Origin of the sequence: Streptomyces sp. NPDC048481 (assembly GCF_043200075.1) — a bacterium.
Taxonomy (GTDB): domain Bacteria; phylum Actinomycetota; class Actinomycetes; order Streptomycetales; family Streptomycetaceae; genus Streptomyces.
In genome coordinates this window covers 901935-923493 of the sequence record NZ_JBICXC010000002.1, presented here as the reverse complement: position 1 = coordinate 923493, position 21559 = coordinate 901935, and the positions used below count along the sequence as shown (strand labels likewise).

The 21559-nt window shown below is 72.4% G+C and carries 23 protein-coding genes and 1 pseudogene; 15 read left to right on the top strand and 9 right to left on the bottom strand.

The annotated features are described in order from the left end of the window. The first annotated feature begins 221 nt into the window (after nt 1-221). Entirely contained in the window at nt 222-344 is a 123-nt protein-coding gene (locus ACGFSH_RS10345; protein WP_393346810.1) for a hypothetical protein, read from the top strand. Nucleotides 345-431: 87 nt separating this feature from the next. Here the strand turns inward: ACGFSH_RS10345 and ACGFSH_RS10340 are convergent, their stop codons facing one another. Then, nucleotides 432-1217, bottom strand: a complete 786-nt coding sequence (locus tag ACGFSH_RS10340) for a CDP-alcohol phosphatidyltransferase family protein (protein ID WP_393346808.1) — start codon at nt 1215-1217, stop codon at nt 432-434. Nucleotides 1218-1374: 157 nt separating this feature from the next. Here ACGFSH_RS10340 and ACGFSH_RS10335 point away from each other — a divergent pair, with 157 nt between their 5' ends. Then, on the top strand, nt 1375-1833 hold the full coding sequence (locus ACGFSH_RS10335; protein ID WP_393346806.1) for a nucleoside deaminase: 459 nt from the start codon (nt 1375-1377) through the stop codon (nt 1831-1833). A 104-nt stretch (nt 1834-1937) separates the two neighbouring features. Here the strand turns inward: ACGFSH_RS10335 and ACGFSH_RS10330 are convergent, their stop codons facing one another. After that, nucleotides 1938-2678, bottom strand: a complete 741-nt coding sequence (locus ACGFSH_RS10330) for a dienelactone hydrolase family protein (RefSeq protein WP_393346805.1) — start codon at nt 2676-2678, stop codon at nt 1938-1940. Nucleotides 2679-2886: 208 nt separating this feature from the next. Continuing rightward, nucleotides 2887-3477, bottom strand: a complete 591-nt coding sequence (locus tag ACGFSH_RS10325; protein WP_393346803.1) for a hypothetical protein — start codon at nt 3475-3477, stop codon at nt 2887-2889. Nucleotides 3478-3603: 126 nt separating this feature from the next. Here ACGFSH_RS10325 and ACGFSH_RS10320 point away from each other — a divergent pair, with 126 nt between their 5' ends. Together ACGFSH_RS10320 and ACGFSH_RS10315 are read left to right on the top strand one after the other, a co-directional pair. After that, nucleotides 3604-4518, top strand: a complete 915-nt coding sequence (locus tag ACGFSH_RS10320) for a Scr1 family TA system antitoxin-like transcriptional regulator (protein ID WP_393346801.1) — start codon at nt 3604-3606, stop codon at nt 4516-4518. After that, nucleotides 4487-4603: pseudogene (locus ACGFSH_RS10315) on the top strand (DUF397 domain-containing protein); the annotation flags it as partial. The gene ACGFSH_RS10320 and the pseudogene ACGFSH_RS10315, both read left to right, overlap by 32 nt. Before the next feature lie 10 nt (nt 4604-4613). Here ACGFSH_RS10315 and ACGFSH_RS10310 read toward each other — a convergent pair. Next, nucleotides 4614-5714 carry a nuclear transport factor 2 family protein gene (locus tag ACGFSH_RS10310; RefSeq protein WP_393346799.1) on the bottom strand — a complete coding sequence of 367 codons (1101 nt, stop codon included), beginning with the start codon at nt 5712-5714 and terminating at the stop codon, nt 4614-4616. Between the two features lie 155 nt (nt 5715-5869). On the opposite strand from ACGFSH_RS10310, the gene sigJ reads away from it, so the two are divergent. Beyond that, a complete protein-coding gene (sigJ, locus tag ACGFSH_RS10305) occupies nt 5870-6826 on the top strand; it encodes an RNA polymerase sigma factor SigJ (protein ID WP_393346797.1) in 957 nt (318 codons plus the stop codon). On the opposite strand, the gene ACGFSH_RS10300 is transcribed toward sigJ, so the two are convergent. Next, nucleotides 6808-7209: a PLD nuclease N-terminal domain-containing protein gene (locus ACGFSH_RS10300; protein WP_393346795.1), complete on the bottom strand. Its 402-nt coding sequence runs from the start codon at nt 7207-7209 to the stop codon at nt 6808-6810. The genes sigJ and ACGFSH_RS10300 overlap by 19 nt on opposite strands. 167 nt (nt 7210-7376) lie before the next feature. Between ACGFSH_RS10300 and ACGFSH_RS10295 the strand changes: the two genes are divergently transcribed. The 8 genes from ACGFSH_RS10295 to ACGFSH_RS10260 all read left to right on the top strand — a co-directional run bounded on the left by ACGFSH_RS10295 (nt 7377) and on the right by ACGFSH_RS10260 (nt 14014). Then, the gene (locus ACGFSH_RS10295) at nt 7377-8834 is read left to right on the top strand and encodes a menaquinone biosynthesis decarboxylase (protein ID WP_393346793.1); all 1458 of its coding nucleotides are present in this window, start codon (nt 7377-7379) and stop codon (nt 8832-8834) included. Further along, nucleotides 8831-9736 carry a menaquinone biosynthesis prenyltransferase MqnP gene (gene mqnP / locus ACGFSH_RS10290; RefSeq protein ID WP_393346791.1) on the top strand — a complete coding sequence of 302 codons (906 nt, stop codon included), beginning with the start codon at nt 8831-8833 and terminating at the stop codon, nt 9734-9736. The genes ACGFSH_RS10295 and mqnP overlap by 4 nt, the downstream gene beginning before the upstream one ends. A gap of 179 nt (nt 9737-9915) precedes the next feature. Next, on the top strand, nt 9916-10578 hold the full coding sequence (locus ACGFSH_RS10285) for a UbiX family flavin prenyltransferase (RefSeq protein ID WP_393346789.1): 663 nt from the start codon (nt 9916-9918) through the stop codon (nt 10576-10578). Nucleotides 10579-10646: 68 nt separating this feature from the next. Then, nucleotides 10647-11102 carry an Lrp/AsnC family transcriptional regulator gene (locus tag ACGFSH_RS10280; RefSeq protein ID WP_256914566.1) on the top strand — a complete coding sequence of 152 codons (456 nt, stop codon included), beginning with the start codon at nt 10647-10649 and terminating at the stop codon, nt 11100-11102. A gap of 80 nt (nt 11103-11182) precedes the next feature. Next, nucleotides 11183-12346 (top strand): aminofutalosine synthase MqnE, encoded by a 1164-nt coding sequence (gene mqnE, locus ACGFSH_RS10275; RefSeq protein ID WP_393346787.1) that lies wholly within the window; start codon nt 11183-11185, stop codon nt 12344-12346. A gap of 14 nt (nt 12347-12360) precedes the next feature. After that, on the top strand, nt 12361-12885 hold the full coding sequence (locus ACGFSH_RS10270; protein WP_393346785.1) for a GNAT family N-acetyltransferase: 525 nt from the start codon (nt 12361-12363) through the stop codon (nt 12883-12885). A gap of 107 nt (nt 12886-12992) precedes the next feature. After that, nucleotides 12993-13298: a DUF4229 domain-containing protein gene (locus ACGFSH_RS10265; protein WP_393346783.1), complete on the top strand. Its 306-nt coding sequence runs from the start codon at nt 12993-12995 to the stop codon at nt 13296-13298. 71 nt (nt 13299-13369) lie between these two features. Then, entirely contained in the window at nt 13370-14014 is a 645-nt protein-coding gene (locus tag ACGFSH_RS10260; RefSeq protein WP_393346781.1) for a TetR/AcrR family transcriptional regulator, read from the top strand. A gap of 36 nt (nt 14015-14050) precedes the next feature. Here the strand turns inward: ACGFSH_RS10260 and ACGFSH_RS10255 are convergent, their stop codons facing one another. Further along, nucleotides 14051-14998 carry a MaoC family dehydratase gene (locus ACGFSH_RS10255; RefSeq protein WP_393346779.1) on the bottom strand — a complete coding sequence of 316 codons (948 nt, stop codon included), beginning with the start codon at nt 14996-14998 and terminating at the stop codon, nt 14051-14053. Nucleotides 14999-15009: 11 nt separating this feature from the next. Then, nucleotides 15010-16338, bottom strand: coding sequence for a 3-oxoacyl-ACP reductase (locus tag ACGFSH_RS10250; RefSeq protein WP_393346992.1), 1329 nt, complete (start codon nt 16336-16338; stop codon nt 15010-15012). A gap of 102 nt (nt 16339-16440) precedes the next feature. On the opposite strand from ACGFSH_RS10250, the gene ACGFSH_RS10245 reads away from it, so the two are divergent. Together ACGFSH_RS10245 and ACGFSH_RS10240 are read left to right on the top strand one after the other, a co-directional pair. Next, the gene (locus ACGFSH_RS10245; protein WP_393346777.1) at nt 16441-17775 is read left to right on the top strand and encodes an acetyl-CoA C-acetyltransferase; all 1335 of its coding nucleotides are present in this window, start codon (nt 16441-16443) and stop codon (nt 17773-17775) included. A gap of 209 nt (nt 17776-17984) precedes the next feature. Beyond that, nucleotides 17985-19907 (top strand): AMP-dependent synthetase/ligase, encoded by a 1923-nt coding sequence (locus ACGFSH_RS10240; RefSeq protein ID WP_393346775.1) that lies wholly within the window; start codon nt 17985-17987, stop codon nt 19905-19907. A gap of 544 nt (nt 19908-20451) precedes the next feature. Here ACGFSH_RS10240 and ACGFSH_RS10235 read toward each other — a convergent pair. Continuing rightward, complete coding sequence (locus ACGFSH_RS10235) at nt 20452-21162, bottom strand: methyltransferase domain-containing protein (protein WP_393346773.1); 711 nt, start codon at nt 21160-21162, stop codon at nt 20452-20454. Between the two features lie 108 nt (nt 21163-21270). Further along, the gene (locus ACGFSH_RS10230; RefSeq protein WP_003974443.1) at nt 21271-21474 is read right to left on the bottom strand and encodes a cold-shock protein; all 204 of its coding nucleotides are present in this window, start codon (nt 21472-21474) and stop codon (nt 21271-21273) included. Nucleotides 21475-21559 lie beyond the last annotated feature (85 nt).

The window sequence follows — 21559 nt, the reverse complement described above, 5'->3', positions numbered from 1 at the left end:
CCCCACCACGGCCCGACGGCGAAGGCCGGTTCCCGCGACCAGCGACCTGGATCACGGGAACCGGCCTTCGCCGTACGGACGGTGCTCGCCCTCGTCGACGAGCCCATGCCGGGCTGCACGGGGAACGGGCCGCCCTGCAAGCCACCGGCCGGGCCTCCGGGGCCGGCGGGACGGGAGCGGAGGACAGGCTGCGGATCGGGCAGGCGGCCCGGCTGCTCGGCGTGCGGACGTCGGCGCTGCGGGTGTGGGTGACGGCCGGGCTGGTCGTACCGCCGCGCGAGCGCGGGACGCGGTACCGGCTCCACGGGCCGTCCCGCCGTGCGGAAGGCGCGGGCGGACGCTGACGGCCCGCACCCGCGCGATGCTCGCGGGAGCGGGCCGTCTGCACGCCTGCCTGGACCGCCTGGACGGCATGGAGGACCAGGACGCCGTCAGCGCAGCCGGGACGACGACAGGATCGACAGCAGGTGCGCCGGGACCATCAGCCACGTGACGACGGCGATCGCGGCCAGCGCCCAGCGGGTCGGGCCGACGGAACCGGTGGCCGCGTCGGCGAACGCCACGGCGAGGAGGACCAGGGACGCCTCGATGCCGTTGGTCACCCGGTGGATCTTGAACGCGGCGGCCAGCCGGCGCACCGACGCGACACCCTGCGAGCGCGGCGCGGCCGCCTCGTCGTCGGCGACCGCGAGCCCCCGCCGGGCGCGTGCCACGTCCACCAGGTCGGTCGACGCCTTCAGCAGCACGACGCCCAGCGCGGTCGCCAGGCCCAGGGACACCCAGCCGTTGAACCCCGCCCAGCCGCCGAGCCCGGACTCGGCCGCACGGAAGCCGAAGCCGGTCATCAGCGCCGCGTCGGCGAGATACGCGCCGAGCCGGTCCACGTAGATGCCGGACGCGCTGTTCTGGCCCTTCCAGCGGGCGACCTCGCCGTCCACGCAGTCGAAGAGCAGGAAGAGCTGCATGAGGAGGGCGGCCAGGAGGGCCCCGGCCAGGCCCGGGATCAGCAGCGCCGCCCCGGACAGCACCCCGCACACCACCATCGTCCAGGTCAGCTGGTCCGGGGTGACCCGGGTGCGCACCAGCTGGCGGGTGAACCGCAGGGAGACCCGGCGCATGTACAGCCGGCCCGCCCAGTGTTCGCCGTTGCGGCTCGCCAGCTTGGCCTGCGGCTGGCAGACCTCCCGCAGCTCCGCCAGTACCGGAGCAGCAACCATGAACGTTCCTCCCACGAGCCCGAGATGACCGGCTCAGGCTACCGACCGCCCAAGTGGCCGCCTCGGCGGGGCCGTTAGGGCCCGCGCCGGGGGCGGCGGCGGCCCCGGCCGGGTGGGTCGCCTTGCCTCGCGCCGCCCGTGGCACCAGCATGAGGACGTGGAACTCCTGGATCGGGCGACGGCACGGACCTGGCTCGCCACCGCCGTCGCCGAGGCGCGGGCCGGTCTCGCCGAGGGCGGCATCCCGGTCGGCGCGGCCCTGTTCGGCGCGGACGGCACGCTCCTGGGCCGCGGCCGCAACCGGCGCGTGCAGGACGACGATCCCTCCGTGCACGCGGAGACGGCCGCGTTCCGCGCGGCGGGCCGGCAGCGCTCGTACCGCGGCACGACGATGGTCACGACGCTCTCCCCGTGCTGGTACTGCTCGGGCCTGGTGCGCCAGTTCGGGATCTCGCGGGTGGTCGTCGGGGAGGCGGCCACCTTCCACGGTGGCCACGACTGGCTGGCCGGGCACGGTGTGCAGATCGTGCTCCTGGACGACGCCGAATGCGTCGCGATGATGCGCGGGTTCATCGAGCGGAACCCCGCGCTCTGGAACGAGGACATCGGCGTCTGACCGGCCGCCGCCTCGTCGGGGAACGCCCCGCTCGCCTCCCCATGGCCTGTCGGCCGGGGCCGTCCGGCGTCCGTCGTGCCGCCGCCGGACGGCCCCGCCCCCCGTCAGCCCTTCAGATGGCGGGTCAAGAACCGGGCCGCCGCCTCGCCCGCGTGCTGCGGGACGCCGGTGTGCCCGCCCATGTTGGCGTTCAGCGTCTTTTCCTTGGAGCCGAAGGCGTCGAACAGGTCCAGGGCGGCCTGCCGGTCGTTGCCCTCGTCGTCCCACTGCAAGAGGACGTGCAGCGGGACGGTGACCTGCCGGGCCTCCTCGAACATGATCCGGGGCACGTAGCTCCCGGCGAAGAGGACCGCGGCCGAGACCCGTGGCTCGATCAGGGCCAGCCGGACGCCGATGGAGATGATTCCGCCCGAGTAGCCGACCGGGCCGTCGAGCCCGGGCAGCGCGAGCACGGCGTCCAGGAGGGCCCGCCATTCGGGGACCGCCCTGTCGACCAGCGGGAGGACGAGCCGGTCGACGATGTCGTCGGAGACCGGCTCGCCGGCCTCCAGCGCGCGCCGCAGGTCGGCGCGGGCCTGCTCGACGTCGGCGGAGCGGGGCCGCTCACCGCTGCCGGGGAGTTCGACGGTGGCCGAGGCGAAGCCCTCCGCCGCGGAGTGCCGGGCCCGGGCAGCCAGCCGGGGACGCATCCGGTCCAGTCCGCCCGGGTGGCCGAGCAGGATCAGCGGCACCGGTGCGGACGGGGAGGCGGACGCGGGCGTCCAGAGGACGCCGGGGATGTCGCCGAGGGTGAAGTCGCGTTCGAGGACGCCGTCGTCGAGACGCTGTTCAGAGGTGAAACGCATGGTCGTGCCTTTCGGGAGAGCTGAGGAACGGCGCTCCCGGACGACCTATCGCCCGACCGTGACCCCGGAGGAGAGCACCCATGTAGTCGCTGTGTTCACGGGTACCACCTCCTCTTTCTCTCGCACGGCCACCGGAAAGGTAGCAGCGGCAGCCGGACCCCGCCACCGAATTGCCCGCGGGCTCCGCCGCGCGGCCCCGCGGCCGCGGTCACCGGCAGCCGAGCACCGCGTAGTCGGTGACCGTACGGCGGTACCGGGCATGCCCGGTGTCACGCGTGTGCCCGTGCTGCCACTCCTCCACCTCGGCCGCGCGAGGCCGCGCGCCGGACCCTGCCCCGCACTCGGTGCAGGACGTCTCGTACTCCGCCCCGGCCGAGACGTCGGGTTCGAGCGGATACCCCCGAAGCCCCAACAGGGCTGCGTGGTAACGGCGTTGGTGACGGCGCAGCAGGACGTCCGCGTCGGTCTCGGCGCTGCCGTCGTGCCGGGCGCGGGCATCGTCCCGGAGGGCGGCCAGATCGGCGCAGGCCGCGCAGTCCCGGACGGGTGGAGCGGGGGAGAGGGGCTCCCACACGCCCTGGAACGAACGGGAGTTGGCGGCGCGGACGGCCGCGCTGAGGCGTTCGCCGGGGGTGGCCGCACGAAGCGACTGCGGGAGGGCCTCCCACTCGCGGCCCCCGCCGAGCGGACGCAGCAGCGCGTACGGGCCGGCCTGGCCCTGGTACTCGCCGACGGTGTCCGAGGCGGGGTCGTAGACGACCGTTCCCGTTTCGAACTGGTTCTCGGTGCTTTCGGTCATGCCCGTCCGTGCCCTCTCCGTACCGACTTCGTGACTCTGGGTGTGTCGAGCGTCGCGTGCGGGCACGGTGCGTATCAATGTCCGGCGCGTGCCAGTGAACGCCTGTCACAGAGGGGGACGACCACCGTGACGACCAACGCCGCCCTGTTCGGCGAACTGGTGCGCCACTTCCGCGAGGGTGCCCTGCTGACACAGGACGCGCTGGCGAAGGCGATCCCGTGCGACCGGTCGCTGGTGGCGAGGGTGGAGGCAGGGACGCGCGTCCCACAGGAGCCGTTCGCCAAGAAGTGTGACGAAGTGCTGTGCACGGGCGGGGCGTTGGGGCGGTTGTGGGGCCGGGTGGACTGGTACCCGCAGGTGGAGCACCCGGACTGGTTCAGGCGTCGAGCAGAGATGGACGCGGAGGCGGTGTCGCTCTGGGAGTACCAAGAACGCGTGATGCCAGGCATGTTGCAAACCCCGGAGTATGCGCACGCTCTGTTCTCACGTGTGACGAGCGGCCGCGAAGTAGAGGAGCGCGTACGGGCTCGGCTGAGTCGTCAGCAGCGGTTCCTGACCGATGGCGGCCCGTTGTACGTCGTCGTACTGGACGAAAGCTGCCTGCGCCACGTCGTGGGGGGCTCGGCGATCATGCGGGACCAGTGCGCGCATCTTTTGGAGGCCGGTCGACGCGCCAATATCCGCATTCAGGTGGCCCCGGCGGACTTCCCGGAGCTTTTGCGGCCCAATGTGTCGATGTCGCTGATCGAGCTGCCCAACGGCCATCGATGGGTGTACTCGGAGTCGGTGGATCGCGGGCATTTCAATGACGATCCGGCCGTCTTCGCCAGCCATAGCCGCACCTATGATGTGCTCAGGGCGGACGTTCTGTCGGCCCGCGAGTCCGTCGTTCTGATCAGCGACGCGATGGAGGGGTACGGCCATCATGAACAGGTTCGAACTCAGCGCGGCGACCTGGATCAAGAGCAGCTACAGCGGCGAGAACGGCGGCAACTGCCTAGAAGTCGCCCCCGGGTTCATGTCCGCCGTCCCCGTCCGTGACAGCAAGGTGACCGACGGTCCGGTCATCGTCGTCGCGCGGAGCGCCTGGGCCGCGTTCGTGGACGCCGTCGGCCGTCCCAGCTGACCGCCTCCCGTCAGTATCCGATGGCCTCCCGCAGAAGCAGCACGGTGGCGCGCCCCGGCTGGGGCTCCGCGTTGAGAACGAGCAGGCGGTTCACCGCGCTGGGCCTGCCGTACACCGCCTGGGCGCGGACGTTCTCCAGCGGGAGGACGTGTTCCTGGACACGGCGCAGCGCCGTGTCCAGATCGGGCACCACCTTCTGCGCGCCGACGACCCAGACCGCGTGGGCCGCGCCGCCCGCGTTGGCGGGGAGTTGGCTGCCGCTGCCGGAGGCGAGGACGAGCGACCCGGTCTCGGTGACCGCGGCGACGCTGTTGACGACGTATTCGGGGGCGGCGAGCAGCCTGCGGATCTCGTCGGCCCCGGTGGCGCGGTCGACGGCCAGGACGCGCGGCCTGACGGCGTCGTACCGGCCGCCGGTGTTGACGTCGTCGTCGATGCCGGACAGCCGGAGCGTCTCGCTGGCGCCGGTGAGCACGACGGCGCCCTCGGGGAGCAGGTCCCCGACGCGGGCGCGCGCGGCCGCGGCGTCGTCGAGGATCTCGGCGGCGAAGCCGCCCGCCCGCAGCGCGGCCGCTGCCCGCTCCAGTCGTTCGGCCGGCGCGGGGTCCGCGAAGGACGCTGCCGGAGCCGGGGCGGCAGTGGCCTTCGCCGGGCCGGTCCCGGAGCCTCGGGCCGATCGGGGGGCCGTGCCCGCCAGGGGGGACGTGTCGAGGTACCTGACCTCGTACACCCGCTCGGCGAACTTCCAGCCCTCCGCGGTGCGCTGGTAACGGTCGTGGTAGACGGCGTAGTTCAGGCCCTGCCGCCCGTCGAGAGCGCGCGCCAGTTCCTGGATGTAGGCGCGGCCGGTCGCGGTGTCGCCGTCGAGCACGATGGTGCCGGGGTGCGTGGTCTGCACGAAGAAGTCCCACTGGCTCTGGAGCCGCTCGCCCCCGGCGAGGATCTCCTCGCGGCCGACCTGCTCGACGGGGATGTTCGGCATGCGCAGGGCGCCGTCCGGTGTGAACAGCGACGCCAGGCGGGGCCGGTCGCGCATCATCGCCGCGTCGGTGAACTCGCCGCGCAGCGCCTCGATCTCGACGCGGTCCGCGATGGCCTGGAAGTCGTTCATCGAGCCTCTCCTCCGTCTTGTCGTCGTCCTCACCGTTACGACAGCGCAGCCCTCCTGAATGTGAGGCGGGCGCCGACCTCACATTCCGGAGGGCTGTCCTGTCGTAACGGGTGGAGGCGCGCAGGCGCGAGGACGAGCGAGGGAGACGGCCGGACATGACCACCGCAGGCGGGCCCGGCGACGACCGGAGCGACCCGGGCCTGGGCGCGAACATGAGCGAGCGGCGCCGGCTGATGAATCTCGCCTATCGGCTCCTCGGGTCCCTCGCCGACGCCGAGGACGTCGTCCAGGAGACCTACGCCCGCTGGTACGCCATGTCCGCGACGGAACAGCGGGCCGTCGAGTCGCCCGGGGCCTGGCTGACGACGGTCGCCGGCCGCATCTGCCTGAACCTGCTCGGTTCGGCGCGGGTCAGGCGGGAGACGTACGTGGGTGACTGGATCCCGGAACCGCTGCCCGAGCCCACGGAGTGGATCACCGGGCACTCCGGCGCCGGAGGGACCGACCCGGTCGACCGGATCACCCTCGACGAGTCGGTGACGATGGCCTTCCTGGTCGTCCTCGACGCGATGACCCCGGCCGAGCGCGTCGCGTTCGTCCTGCACGACGTCTTCCGCTACCCCTTCGGCGAGGTCGCCGAGATCGTCGGCCGCACCCCGGCGGCGTGCCGCCAGCTGGCCTCGTCCGCCCGTCGCCGCGTCCGCAGCGCGGCGGCCCCCGAGGGGCCGGACGCCGAACAGGCCCGCATCGTCAGGCAGTTCAGGGCGGCGTGGGAGGCCAAGGACATCGACGCCCTGATCGGCCTGCTCGACCCCGAAGCCACCGCGACCGCCGACGGCGGCGGGCTGGCCGTCACCCACCTGCAACCGATCGTGGGCGCTGAGCGGATCGCGCGGGCCTACGCCAGGATCGCCCGCGTGGCGGGCGACGGCAGGACGTTCCTGGAGTGCACCGTCAACGGGGTGCCCGGCCTGGTGGCGCGACAGGACGGCGAGATCGCGACCGTGTTCGCGTTCGGGATCGCGGGCGGCCGCATCAGACACATCTGGGCGGTGCGGAACCCGGAGAAACTGCGGACCTGGCAGATCGGGTCTCAGCCCTGCGGAGGCTGAGGCTCCTCGCCCGACTCGCGGCGCTTGAGCTCGTCCTCGCGGCGGCGCAGGTCGGCCTCCCAGTCCTTGAGGAGTCTCTCGTCCTTCTTGTTCTCGTCCCTGAGGGACTTGAGGAACTCGGGATTGTCGTCCGGCGCGACGAACTCGGTGCGGTGGCTGCGGTGCCACTGCGACGGCGTGGAGCCGCCCGCCGGCGCGTGCCGCTGCCTTCCGGCGACCAGCCAGGCGACGGGGCCGACCAGCACCTCGCCGAAGAGCAGGATGATGATCACCCAGACCACCTTCGGCAGCCCGCGCACCTCCTCCTCGGGGGTGTTCAGGCAGTCGATGAAGGCGTAGATCCACAGCGCCAGGACCAGCAGGAACGGCAGATACCTGAGCATGGTGGCGGGTTCTCCCAGAACGCGGTGAGGGGGCGGGGACGGCCCCGGTGACGGGGTCAGGGTAGCGGGTGGCCGCCGTGCCGCTCCGGGGGACGGCCACCGGACCCCCGGCAGGAAGACAGGGGCGGGCGTCGGGAGAGAGGGGGCCCTCGGCGATACTGGGACACATGGCTTACGACGATCTTCGTTCCCTGCTCAGGGCACTGGAACGCGAAGGCGACCTCAAGCGCGTCAAGGCCGAGGTCGATCCGTATCTGGAGGTCGGGGAGATCGTCGACCGGGTCCAGAAGTCCGGCGGCCCCGCGTTGCTCTTCGAGAACGTGAAGGGGTCCAGCATGCCCCTCGCGATGAACGTGTTCGGCACCGACCGGCGGCTGCTGAAGGCCCTCGGGCTGAAGTCGTACGCGGAGATCAGCGACAAGATCGGCGGTCTGCTGCGGCCCGAGCTGCCGCAGGGCTTCGTCGGAGTGCGCGAGGCGTTCGGCAAGCTGGGCGCGATGACGCACGTGCCGCCGAAGAAGGTGAAGGCCCAGGACGCGCCCGTCCAGGAGGTCGTGCTGCACGGCGACGACGTCGACCTGGACGCCCTGCCCGCCCTCTTCACCTGGCCGCAGGACGGCGGCTCCTTCTTCAACCTGGGCCTGACGCACACCAAGGACCCGGAGAGCGGAATCCGCAACCTCGGGCTCTACCGGCTCCAGCGCCACGACAAGCGCACGATCGGCATGCACTGGCAGATCCACAAGGACAGCCGCAACCACTACCAGGTCGCCGCCCGCAAGGGCGAGAAACTGCCCGTGGCGATCGCCTTCGGCTGCCCGCCCGCGGTGACGTACGCCTCCACCGCGCCGCTGCCCGGCGACATCGACGAGTACCTGTTCGCCGGGTTCCTCGCCGGCAAGCGCATCGAGATGGTCGACTGCAAGACCGTCCCGCTTCAGGTGCCGGCGCAGGCGGAGGTCGTCATCGAGGGCTGGCTGGAGCCCGGCGAGATGCTCCCGGAAGGGCCCTTCGGGGACCACACCGGCTTCTACACCCCGCAGGAGCCGTTCCCCGCCCTGACCATCGACTGCGTGACGATGCGTAAGCGGCCGCTGCTCCAGTCGATCGTGGTCGGCCGGCCGCCGACCGAGGACGGTCCGCTGGGGCGGGCCACGGAGCGGTTCTTCCTGCCCCTGCTCAAGATCATCGTCCCGGACATCGTGGACTACCACCTGCCCGAGGCGGGCGGCTTCCACAACTGCGCGATCGTCTCGATCGACAAGAAGTACCCCAAGCACGCGCAGAAGGTCATGCACGCGGTCTGGGGCGCGCACATGATGTCGCTGACCAAGCTGATCGTGGTCGTCGACGCCGACTGCGACGTCCACGACCTGCACGAGGTCGCCTGGCGGGCGCTGGGCAACACCGACTACGCCCGCGACCTGTCGATCGTCGAAGGGCCCGTCGACCACCTGGACCACGCCTCCTACCAGCAGTTCTGGGGCGGCAAGGCGGGCATCGACGCGACGCGCAAATGGCCCGAGGAGGGGTACACGCGCGACGGCGGCTGGCCCGAGATGGTCCTGTCCGACCCGGAGACGGCGGCCAGGGTGGACCGCCGCTGGAAGGAGTACGGGCTGTGAGCTCCGCATCCGCAGCGCTCCCGCAGCAGCCGGGACGCACGAAGGCGTTCCTGCGCCTGGTGATGATCGAGCACTCGGTCTTCGCGCTGCCCTTCGCCTACATCGCCGCCCTCACGGCGATGTTCGAGCTGGACGGCAACATCCACTGGGGCCGGCTGCTGCTGGTCACCGTCTGCATGGTGGGCCTGCGCACGTTCGCCATGGCGGTCAACCGGATCATCGACCGCGAGATCGACGCCCGCAATCCGCGCACCGCGCAGCGCGAGCTGGTCACGGGCGCGATGTCGGTGAAGCACGCCTGGACCGGCGCGCTCATCGCCGTCGCCGTCTTCCTCGGCTCGGCGGCCCTGCTCAACCCGCTCTGTCTGGCGCTCGCCCCCATCGCCGTCGTCCCGATGGTCGTCTACCCCTACGGCAAGCGGTTCACGAACTTCCCGCAGGCCATCCTGGGTCTGGCCCAGGCGATGGGCCCGATCGGCGGCTGGCTGGCGATCACCGGCGAGTGGTCCTGGGACGCGGTGATCCTCGGTCTCGCCGTCGGCGTCTGGATCGGCGGCTTCGACCTGATCTACGCCTGCCAGGACGTCGACACCGACCGGGAGACCGGCGTCATGTCGGTCCCGGCCCGGTTCGGCATCCCGGCGGCGATCCGGGGCGCGCGCGTCTGCCACGCCGTGACGACCGCGCTGCTCGTCTGGTACGCGCTGGCGACCGGCGCGGGCGCGTTCTTCTGGCTGGGGCTGCTGATCGTCGCGGGCGCGTTCGTGTACGAGCACACGATCGTCCGCCCGCACGACCTGTCCCGCCTGAACAGGGCGTTCTTCTCCGTCAACGGGTTCATCGGGATCGCCCTGTTCGTGTGCGCGCTGCTCGATCTCCTGGTTCGAGGTCTGACCGTCTGACCTTCCGAGCGTGCGGACGGCCGGTGGCGCTCGGCCGACCCGCGAGGGCCGCCGACCGTTCCGCCCGCCCCTCCCGCCGTCGATCCGGACGCGGCCGCGCCGGCCCGCACCCGGCCAGTCCTGAAGACCTTTCCGCCCACCGGTACGCTCAAGGTGTGAACGCAGGAGAAACGCAGCGCGTGCCTTGGATCGTGGGGGTGTCCGGGGCGTCCGGTACGCCCTATGCCGCCGCCGTGCTGCGGGCGCTGCTCGCCGGGGGCGAAAGCGTCGACCTGGTGGTCAGCCGGGCCTCGCGGCTCACGCTGCTCGACGAGACGGGGATCTCCTTCCGGGACGCGCACTGGCGTGACGACCTGCGGGAATGGCTCGGGCGCGGGGCGGACGGCAAGCCGGACGCGTTCGACGTCGACGTCAGCGGCGACCGGCTGCGGTACTGGGCGGCGGGGGACCTCGCCGCCGGTCCGTCCTCGGGCTCGTACCCCGTGCGGGGGATGCTGATCGTGCCCGCCTCGACCGCCTGCGTCGCCGGAGTCGCCCTCGGGCTGTCGAAGGACCTGCTCCAGCGGGCCGCGAGCGTCACGCTCAAGGAACGGCGGCCGCTGGTCGTGGCCGTCCGGGAGACCCCGCTGAACGGGCAGACCCTGCGCCATCTCGTCGCGCTGGACGACGCCGGCGCGCACGTCGTGCCCGCGTCCCCCGCCTTCTACGCGGGCGCCACGCACATCCAGGACCTGGTCGACTTCGTCGCCGGGCGCGTTCTCGACGCGGCGGGGGCCGCGCACGGGCTCTACCGCCGGTGGGACGGCGAACTGGGCGGCGCGGCCGGAACCCGGGCCCCGTGAACACCGTCTGAGCACGTCGCAGTACCTCTCATCTCTTCAGGAATCTTGATCGGAAGGCTTCGATTCGCATGGACGCGGTGGACAGGCAGCTCATCCAGGCCCTGAGGGAGAACGGCCGGGCCTCCTACGCGGAGCTGGGGCGCCTCGTCGGTCTGTCGGGACCCAGCGTCACCGACCGCATCAACCGGCTGGAGGCGGCCGGCGTCATCACCGGCTACCGCGCCACGGTGAACGCCGCGCAGCTCGGCCTCGGCGTCATCGCCCTCATCGGCATCTCCCTCTCCGACGCCGCCGACCACGAGGACGTGGCGGCCCGGCTGAAAGACCTCAGCGAGATCGAGGACTGCTGGTTCATCGCCGGCGACGACTCGTTCATGCTCAAGGTGCGGGCCACGGACGTCGACGGTCTGGAGCGGATCATCCGCCGCCTCAGCGGCACCAAGGGCGTCTCCCGGACCCGTACCACCATCGTGCTCTCCACCAAGTGGGAGAACCGCGTCGGGGAGCTGCCGGAAGAGGTGTAGCCGCGGGGACGTACGGTTGGTCGGGTGGTCAGCAGTGCCGTCGGGAAGCCGGCGGCAGGTCGTCGGTGAAAGGTGAGGGCATGGACGTCGGGCTCAAGCGCGAGCTGGAGGAGAAGGTCAGGGCCGGTGAGCGGCTGACCCGTGAGGACGGCGTCGCGCTGTACGAGTCGGACGACCTGGCGTGGCTGGGCGGGCTCGCGCACGAGGTGCGCACCCGCAAGAACGGCGAGGTCGTGCACTTCAACGTCAACCGTCACCTCAACATGACGAACGTGTGCACCGCGTCGTGCGCCTACTGCTCGTTCCAGCGCAAGCCGGGCGAGAAGGACGCGTACACGATGCGCATCGAGGAGGCGGTGAAGCTCGCCAAGGCGATGGAGGGCGAGAACCTCACCGAGCTGCACATCGTCAACGGCCTGCACCCGAACCTGCCGTGGCGCTACTACCCGCGCTCGCTGCGGGAGTTGAAGGCCGCCCTGCCGAACGTCTCCCTCAAGGCGTTCACGGCGACGGAGATCCACCACTTCGAGACGATCAGCGGGCTCACGGCCTCCGAGATCCTGGACGAGCTGATCGACGCGGGCCTGGAGTCGCTCACCGGCGGCGGCGCGGAGATCTTCGACTGGGAGGTCCGGCAGCACATCGTGGACCACCGCACGCACTGGGAGGACTGGTCCCGCATCCACCGCCTGGCGCACGAGAAGGGTCTCAAGACCCCGGCGACCATGCTGTACGGCCACATCGAGGAGCCCCGCCACCGCGTCGACCACGTCCTGCGGCTGCGCGAGCTCCAGGACGAGACGGGCGGCTTCCAGGTCTTCATCCCGCTGCGCTACCAGCACGACTTCGTGGACATGAAGGACGGCAAGGTCCGCAACCGGCTCCAGGCGCGCACCCAGATGGCGACCGGCGCGGAGGCGCTGAAGACGTTCGCCGTCTCGCGGCTGCTCTTCGACAACGTCCCGCACGTGAAGGTCTTCTGGGTGATGCACGGCGTCCAGACCGCGCAGCTGGCGCTCCAGCACGGCGCGGACGACATGGACGGCTCGGTCGTCGAGTACAAGATCACGCACGACGCCGACAACTACGGCACGCCGAACAAGCTCACCCGCGAGGACCTGCTGGACCTCATCCGGGACGCCGGGTTCCGTCCCGTGGAGCGCAACACCCGCTACGAGATCATCCGCGAGTACGACGGCCCGGACCCGGCCCGCCGGGAGTCGCCGCAGCCCATGCGGGTCTGAGGGCGGTGGCACAGGTGTCCCTTGCCTTCACGCTCGATCCCGCCGTCGGCCCGGCCCTGCGCGACGGCGTCCTCGACCTGTGGACGGACGTCTCCAACGCGGGCGGAGCCGTCGGCTTCGTCCCGCCCGTCGACCGCGAGACGGTCCGCCCGGAACTGCTCACGCACCTCGCGGCGATGGCCGACGGCCGCCACCGGCTGCTCGTCGGACGGGACGCGGCCGGCGAGGTGGCCGCGACGGCCTTCTTCGCCTTCAACACCCACCGGCTCCAGAAGCACTGGGTCTGGCTCTACACGGTGATGGTGCACCCCCGCCACCAGGGCCAGGGCCACGGCCGCGACCTGCTGGCCGCCGCCGCCGACGCGGCCCGGGGCTTCGACGGCATCGACGCGATCCGCCTCACCTGCCGCGGCGGACTCGGCCTGGAGGACTTCTACGCCTCCTGCGGCTACAAGGAGGTCGGCCGCATCCCGGGAGCCATCCGGGTCGCCCCGGGCGACGACCGCGACGACGTCGTCATGCTGCTCCCGCTGCGCTGACGGCGGCGGGACGCCCGCGGGGGCGGCTGCCGGAACGGCGGTCCGGCGTGCTTCACTGGATGACGGCCCCTTGGAATCGCCTGTTTTGATCGGAAGAGTGGATTGACATGCTCCGCTACACACTGATGCGCCTCGGTGTCTTCGCCGGCTGCTTCGTGGTCGTCTGGGGCCTCGTCTACTCGGGCGTCGTCCCGCGCGGCCTCGGCGACTCCAACCTCATGTGGATCCTGCTGCTGTCGCTGGTGATCTCCGCGCCGATCAGCTTCGTGGTGCTGCGCAAGGAGCGCGACCGCGCCTCGGTGACCGTCGTGCGGCGGGTGGACCGCATGAAGGCCAACCTGGAGGCCAACCGCTCCCAGGAGGACGCCACGGCCGACGAGGCCGCCTCCCGGGGCCGCACGCAGACCTCCTGACGCCCTCCGCGGCTCCGGTCTGCTCCGTCGCCGCGGGGCCGGGCGCGCCCCGCCCTGGCTACGCTGTGCCCATGGGTGCCGTGAAGACCAAGCGGATGCCGCGTGCGGTCCGTGAGCAGCAGATGCTGGACGCCGCCGTGGAGACCTTCGGGCGCCGGGGGTACATGGCCGCGTCGATGGACGAGATCGCCGAACTCGCGGGCGTGTCCAAGCCGTTGGTGTACCTGTACCTGAACTCCAAGGAAGACCTCTTCACCGCCTGCATCCGGCGCGAGGCCAGGGCGCTCGTCGAGGCCGTCCGGGCCGGGGTCCGCACGGACCTGCCCGCCGACCGCCAACTCTGGGAAGGACTGCGGGCGTTCTTCGCGCACACCGCGCAGCACCCGCACGCCTGGTCCGTCCTGCACCTCCAGGCCCGCACCCACGGCGAGCCCTTCGCCGCCGAGGTCGCGGCGATGCGCGAGGAGATCGTCGCGTTCGTCACCCAGCTCATCGCGGTCGCGGCCCGCGAGGCCCACCGCAACCCCGACCTGCCCGAACGCGAGGTCGCCGGCCTCGCCGAGGCCCTGGTCGGCGCGGCCGAGTCCCTCGCCGCCTGGGCCAACGCCACCCCGGGCGTCACCTCCCACCAGGCGGCCACCACCTTGATGAACTTCGCCTGGTCAGGCCTGGGCAACCTGATGAACGACCGCCCCTGGACCGCTCCGGCGGACTGAGCGGGACCGCCGGGCCGGGGCTCGGCCGAGGAATCCTCAGGCGTCGCGGGCCGTCGCCGTGAACGGGGTCGCAGCGTCGCCGAGCGCGTCCACCCGGCCGCTCACGTGGAGGCGGCCCGTGTCTCCCGGGCCGCGTAGTTCGAAGCGGCTGCCGTCCGCCGCGAAGACGACCGTGCCCGGCAGCAGCACCGGGGCCCGTAAGTCCGCGCGCACGCGTACCGCCGGGGGCGCGCCGTGGGCGGCGAGGCAGCGGGCCACGGTCCACATGCCGTGGGCGATGGCCCGGGGGAAGCCGAAGAGGCGGGCGGTGAGCGGGTGCAGGTGGATCGGGTTGCGGTCGCCGGACGCCGAGCCGTAACGCCGTCCGACGTCGGCGGCGAGCCGCCACTCGTCGAGCACGGGGAGCGGGCCGGTCCCGTCCTGGCGGGCGGCGGGGGGCCCGGCGTCGGTGCGGTGGCGGGAGAGGTAGGTGCTCGTCGACGTCCAGACGGGGGCGGTGGCGGTGGCGGGTCCCGGGCCGGTGTTCGTGCCGTGGGCCGCAGCCGTGGCATGGTCGGCGGTGGTTCTCAGCTCGGTGACGACGACCGCCTCCGTCCCCTTGCGGTGCGGGGCCAGCCGGTCGACGTGGACGGCGAGTTCGTAGGTGCCGGTGGCCGGGATCGCGGTACGGCGGGTGATCTCGATCGACGTGTGGACGAGGCCGAGCAGCGGGAGCGGGAAGTCCCGCGCACCCATGAGCCGCATGGCCAGCGGGAAGCCGAGGACGTGCGGATAGGTGAGCGGCAGCGCGTCCTCGCCGGTCGGGAAGGCGCAGACCCGTTCGTAGGCGGCGAGCCGGGCCAGGTCGACGCGCAGCGCGGGCACCACGAGACGGTCGCCGGCGCGGGGGAGCGGCGCACCGGGGCGGGGCCGCTTGAACGGGGAGCGCAGGGCCCCGAGCGCGAGGATCGGGCCGAGCGGCGGGGGCCCGGAGAGTGTGGTCACGGTGCCGGCCACTACGCCCCCAGCAGGCTCTGGCCGCAGACCCGCACGACCTGGCCGTTCACCGCGCCGGAGGCGGGGTGGGCGAGCCAGGCGGCCGTCTCGGCGACGTCGACGGGCAGTCCGCCCTGGGCGAGGGAGTTCATCCGGCGGCCCGCCTCGCGGATGAACAGCGGCACCGCGGCCGTCATCCTCGTCTCGATGAAGCCGGGGGCCACCGCGTTCACCGTGATCCCGTGCTCGGCGAGCGCGCGCGGCGCGAGCGAGCGGACCAGACCGGCCACGCCCGCCTTGCTCGCGCCGTAGTTCGTCTGCCCGGCGTTGCCGGCGAGCCCGGCGATGGAGGCCGTGGCCACGATCCGGCCGCCCCGGCGCAGGGTCCCCTTGGCGAGCAGCGCGTCCGTGGTGCGCAGCACGCTCGCCAGGTTGACGTCCAGCACCGAACTCCAGCGTTCGGACGGCATGTTGACCAGCCGCCGGTCCCGGGTGACGCCGGCGTTGTGGATCAGCACGTCGAGTCCGCCGGGGAGTTCGGCGGCGATCCGCTCGCCCGCGTCGGCGGCGGTGATGTCGAGGGCTAGCGCGGTCCCGCCGAGTTGTCCGGCGACCCGCAGGGCGTCGTCGCGCGCCTGCGGCACGTCCAGCACGACGACATGGGCCCCGTCGCGGGCCAGTGCCCGGGCGACCGCCTCGCCGATGCCGCGTACGCCGCCGGTGACCAGCGCGGTGCGCCCGGCCTGGGGCAGCGACGGGTCGGCGGGGGCCGGGGACCCCTGGGCCGTCACCGCGATCACCTGGCCGCTGACGTAGGCGGACCGGGGGGACAGGAGGAAGCACAGGGTGGACCGGGCGGCTTCGGCGTCGGACAGCCGCAGCAGGTTGACCGTCCTGCCGCGTCCGATCTCCTTGCCGAGGGAGCGCACGAACCCCTCCAGGGCCTGCTGCGCGGCCGCTTGGTGGTGGTCGCCGCCGGTGTCGAGGGGGGAGCCGAGCACCACGATCCGTCCGCTGTCCGCGACCGAGCGCACGACCGGGTGCAGCGCCGCGTGGACCTCGGCGAGCGTGTCGACGTCCCGCACGCCGGTGGCGTCGAGGACGACGGCGGCGAGGGCGGTGTCCGCGGGGCGTCCGGCGGTGGGGGCGGCGAGGGGGAGGCCGGTGCGGGCGAGGACCGGCGCGAGGCCGCGGAGCCCGGACCCGGCCGTAAGGTGAAGCAAGTCGCCGGGGAGACAGGGCTGTTCGGGCGACCAGCGCCGGAGCGCCGCCGGCTGGGGAAGACCCAGCCGCCGGGTGAGGAACCGGCCGGGGGCGGTGGCGGTGAGGCTCAGATAGCGGTCGGCCATGTTCGTCTCGTCTCCCACGGGCTTGACGCACAGGATATTTTACTTACTCCGGAGTAAGGTTACCGCGGGTAAGTCTAGGTCAAAGGTGAGGAGCAGGTCGAGATGAGTACCTCGGAGCCGTCGAAGGTGACCTACCTGAGAGGGGCCCGCAAGAGCCCCCTGGAGCCCCCGCGCGCCCGCCGGGTCGCGATCGTCGGCGGCTCCCGCATCCCCTTCGCCCGCTCCGACGGCCCCTACGCCACCGCCTCCGACCAGGACATGCTGACGGCGGCCGTGAACGGGCTCGTGAACCGCTACGCGCTCGACGTGCCCGGCGTGGTGGGCGAGTTCGTCGCCGGGGCCGTCCTCAAGCACAGCCGGGATTTCAACCTGGCCCGCGAGACCGTCCTCGGCTCGAAGCTCGACTCCCGCACCCCCGCCTACGACGTCCAGCAGGCCTGCGGCACCGGCCTCCAGGCCGTGATCGCCGCCGCCAACAAGATCGCCCTCGGCCAGACCGACTCCGCCATCGCCGGCGGCGCGGACACCGCGAGCGACGCCCCCCTCGGCGTCAACGACGCACTGCGCCGCATCCTCCTGGAGGCCCGCCGGGCGAAGTCCACCGGAGACCGCCTCAAGGCGCTGGCCCGCATCCGCCCCTCCCACCTGGTCCCCGAGATCCCGCGCAACGCCGAACCGCGCACCGGCCTGTCCATGGGCGAGCACGCGGCGGTCACCGCTCGCGCCTGGGGCGTCGGACGCGAGGCCCAGGACGAACTGGCCGCCACCAGCCACCAGCGGCTCGCCGCCGCCTACGAGCGGGGCTTCTTCGACGACCTGGTGGTCCCCTTCCGCGACCTGACCCGCGACCAGAACCTGCGCCCCGACTCCACCGTCGACAAACTCGCCCGTCTGAAGCCGGTGTTCGGCGTCGACGGCCCCGAGCCCACCATGACGGCGGGCAATTCCACCCCGCTGACGGACGGTTCGGCGGTCGTCCTGCTCGCCTCCGAGGAGTGGGCCGAGGCCCGCGGTCTGGAGCCCCTCGCCTACCTGACCGCCTACGAGACGGCGGCCGTGGACTTCGTGCGCGGCGACGCGGCCGGGGGCGAGGACGGCCTGCTCATGGCCCCCGCGTACGCGGTCCCCCGCATGCTGGAGCGGGCCGGCCTGGGCATCGAGGACTTCGACCTGGTCGAGGTGCACGAGGCGTTCGCCTCCCAGGTGCTGGCCACCCTCGCGGCCTGGGAGAAGCAGGGGCTCGCCCCGGTCGACCGGGACAAGCTGAACGTGACCGGCTCCTCCCTCGCCACCGGCCACCCCTTCGCGGCCACCGGAGCCCGCATCACGGCGACGCTCGCCAAACTCCTCGCCGAACAGGGCGGCCCCGCACGCGGGCTGATCTCGATCTGCGCGGCCGGCGGACAAGGCGTCACCGCCGTCCTCGAACGAACGTGAGCACCCCTCACATGATCTCCGAGGTTGCACAGCCCCGACCCCGGAACATCCCCGAACACGCACATGCCTTACACCTACGAGCCGTACGATCCCGTACCTGACCGGGGGTAACCCCTTCTTGGCGGGCATCCCGGTTGAACGCGTCGGTGCGCCAAGCACGTACGTCATGCAGCAAGCAGTTTCGTCGCTGCACGCCAAGGGAGCCGCCCGTGTCCACCCCCTCCTCCGTCGCCGGCTCGGCCCACGCCGACCATGACGCTCCCCCCGTCCTCGTCGCGCCCGAGACCCGCCGGCTGGACGGCGCGGTGCGGGAGGCGTCCGTCCCGGCCCTGGCGCGCCCGGTGACCTACGGCTCGCTCGCCGACCTCCCCTACGACAACGCGGCCGCCGCCCCCGGCGCGGTGGTCCTCAGCCGCAAGGGGCCGGACGGCGACTGGACGGACATCACGGCGGAACGCTTCGCCGCCCAGGTCCACGCGGTGGCCAGGGGACTGATAGCGGAGGGGCTGGTCCCCGGCGACCGGCTCGCCATCATGGCCCGCACCACCTACGAGTGGACGCTGCTCGACTTCGCGGCCTGGGCGGCCGGCCTGGTCACCGTCCCGATCTACCCGACGTCCTCGACCTTCCAGACCCGCTGGATACTCCAGGACTCCGGCGCGGTCGCGCTGGTCACCGAGACGGCCGGCCAGGCCGCCGCCCTGGGCCCCGAACTCGACCGGCTGCCCGACCTGCGCCACCTGTGGGTGATGGACAAGGGCCACGTGGACCGGCTGATCGAGGCGGGCGAGCGCGTCCCGGACGCCGAGGTCGAGATCCGCCGGGGCATGCTCGTCCCCGACACGCTCGCCACCCTCATCTACACCTCCGGCACCACCGGCCGCCCCAAGGGCTGCGCGCTCACCCACGGCAACTTCTTCGCCGAGGTCGACAACGCGATCGAACTCCTCTACCCGATCTTCCGGTCGAAGGACGACGAACTCTCCGTCCTGCTCTTCCTCCCCATGTCCCACGTCTTCGGCAGGATGGTCGCGATCGCCTGCGTACGGGCCCGCGTCCGCCTCGGCCACGCCCCCAGCATCAAGTCCGAGGACCTCCTGCCGGACCTCGCGGCCTTCAGACCCACCTGCCTCCTTGCCATCCCGTACATGCTGGAGAAGGTCTTCAACACGGCCCGCGCCAAGGCGGAGGCGAGCGGCCGGGTGTCGTCCTTCGACCGCGCGGCCGGCGTGGCCCGCCGCTACGGCGAAGCGGTCGAGGCCCACAAGACCGGGAGCGGATCCGGCCCGACGGCCACCCTGCGCGCGGCCCGCGCCCTCTACGACCCGCTCGTCTACCGCCGCATCCGCAACGCCATGGGCGGGCGCGTGCGCCACGCCATCTGCGGCGGCTCCCCGCTGGGCCGCCGCCTCTCCGCGTTCTACCTCGGCGCGGGCATCGAGATCTACGAGGGCTACGGCCTCACCGAGACGACCGCCGCGACCACGGTGACACCGCCGATGAAACCGCGTCTGGGCACGGTGGGCTGGCCGCTGCCCGGCACCAGGATCCGTATCGCGGCGGACGGCGAGATCCTCGTCGCGGGCGAGCACGTCCTGCGCGGCTACTGGGACCCGTCGGCCGGCGGGGTCGTGCCCGCGGCCCCCGACGGCTGGCTGGCCACCGGCGACCTCGGCGAGCTGGACGACGAGGGCTACCTGACGATCACCGGCCGCAAGAAGGAGATGATCATCACGGCCGGCGGCAAGAGCGTCGCCCCCGCGCCTCTGGAGAACTGGCTGCGCTCGCACCCGCTGATCTCCCAGGCCCTGGTCCTCGGCGACGGCCGCCCCTACGTCACCGCCCTGCTCACCCTCGACCCCGACGGCCTCACCCACTGGCGTCAGATGCACGGCAAGCACCCCGTCCCCGCCGAACTCCTCGTCGACGACGAGGAGCTGAAGGCCGTGCTCCAGCGCGCCGTCGACGAGGCCAACAAGCTGGTCTCCCGCCCCGAGTCGATCCGCCGCTTCGCCGTCCTGCCGACCGACTTCTCGGAGCACGCCGGCCACCTCACCCCCTCGATGAAACTGCGCCGCGAGACGATCATGCGCGACTTCGCCGACCACGTGGAGAGCCTCTACCCGCGGTGAAGGGCGGCGCGGCGTGCGCGGCGGGCCGGGGCCGGGAAGGATGCGGTCCGTGAACGGCGTCGAGTTCTTCCACTACCCCTGGGACGGCGGCCCGTCGCTCGCCTGGGGGCTGCGCGTCGACGGCGTCGACCTGCGCGCCCGCACGGCCTGGGCGACGCGCGAGCTGTGGCGGCCGGAACTGCACGACCAGTTCGAGGACCAGGAGCGCGAGTCGGCCGAACTGATCTGGCGCCAGCACGACGGCCTGGGCGTCCTCGACGTGCCCGGGGATCCCTTCCGCGGCACGGGCCGCACCACCGTCCTCGGCTGTTCCTGCGGGATCCCGCAGTGCTGGGCACTGACCGCGCACGTCGAGGCGACCGCCCGCACCGTGACCTGGTCCGCGTTCCGCCAGGTGGAGCGCGAGCAGTGGGGCGAGCTGCCGATCGGCCCGTTCGTCTTCGCGCGCGGCGTACGAGGCGGCCCTCCGGTCGCCCACGCTCCTCACGGCGGACCCCCTGGGCCCGGCCCCCGCCGGGCTGGGGGTGTGAGACGCGCGAGCCCGTCAGGCGCCCGGCCTGCGGGCGATCAGGAAGGCCTGGGGGACCTGCTCGGCGAGAGCGGCGTCCGGCTCCCGCACCGTGCGCGACACCATCGCGAAACCGGCTCCCGTCAGCAGCTCCTCCATCCGCTCCGGGCGGCGGCGCTCGAAGTCGAGGGCGACCGGGCGGCCCCACGGCTGCTCGTGACGGCGGGGCTCGTCGCCCACCTGGAAGGCCAGCAGGAGGTGACCGCCCGGGGCCAGAACCCGGCGGAACTCCGCGAAGAGGGAGGGCAGCTCGTCCACCGGGGTGTGGATCGTGGAGTAGAAGGAGACGACCCCGGCGAAGGCCTCGTCGGGAAATTCCAGCTTCAGCATCGAGCCCTGCTCGAAGGGGATCCCCGGGTTCTCGCGCCGGGCGATCGCCAGCATGGCGGCGGACAGGTCGAGCCCGGACACGTCGAGCCCGAGCGAGGCGAGCCGGCGGGTGGTCCGGCCGGGGCCGCACCCCAGGTCGGCCACCCGCCCGCCGGCCCCCACCAGCTCGGCGTACACGGCGAGCAGGGCCCGCTCCAGCGGCCGGGAGACGAGTTCCTCGCGGAATCGCGCGGCGTAGTCCTCGGCGACGGCGTCGTAGAAGACCCGGGTGGCGGTGACGAAGGCGGGGACGGACGCCGCGGAGGGCGACGTCGAGGGGCCGGGCGCCGAAGGGCCGGAGGCCGTGGTGTCGGTCATGGGCAGCGAGCCTAGGACCCACCGCCGACAAGGCAGGAGCCCCGTGCCGGAAGGCACAGGGCTCCTTGGGTACTGCTCTCAGAGACTTGCGATCTCAGGGTGTGGAGATCAGACGGGGGTGACGTTCTCCGCCTGCGGACCCTTCGGGCCCTGCGTCACGTCGAAGGAAACCTGCTGGTTCTCCTCGAGCGAACGGAAACCCTGCGCGTTGATCGCGGAGTAGTGGACGAAGACGTCGGGGCCGCCGCCTTCCTGGGCGATGAAGCCAAAGCCCTTTTCGGCGTTGAACCACTTCACGGTTCCGGTAGCCATAAGCCCTCCTTGGGCCCAAAGGGTTGCCCTGCTCCAGAACCCTGCAAGCGTGAAAGCAAGTGCCGCACAACTGCATACGTCTGAA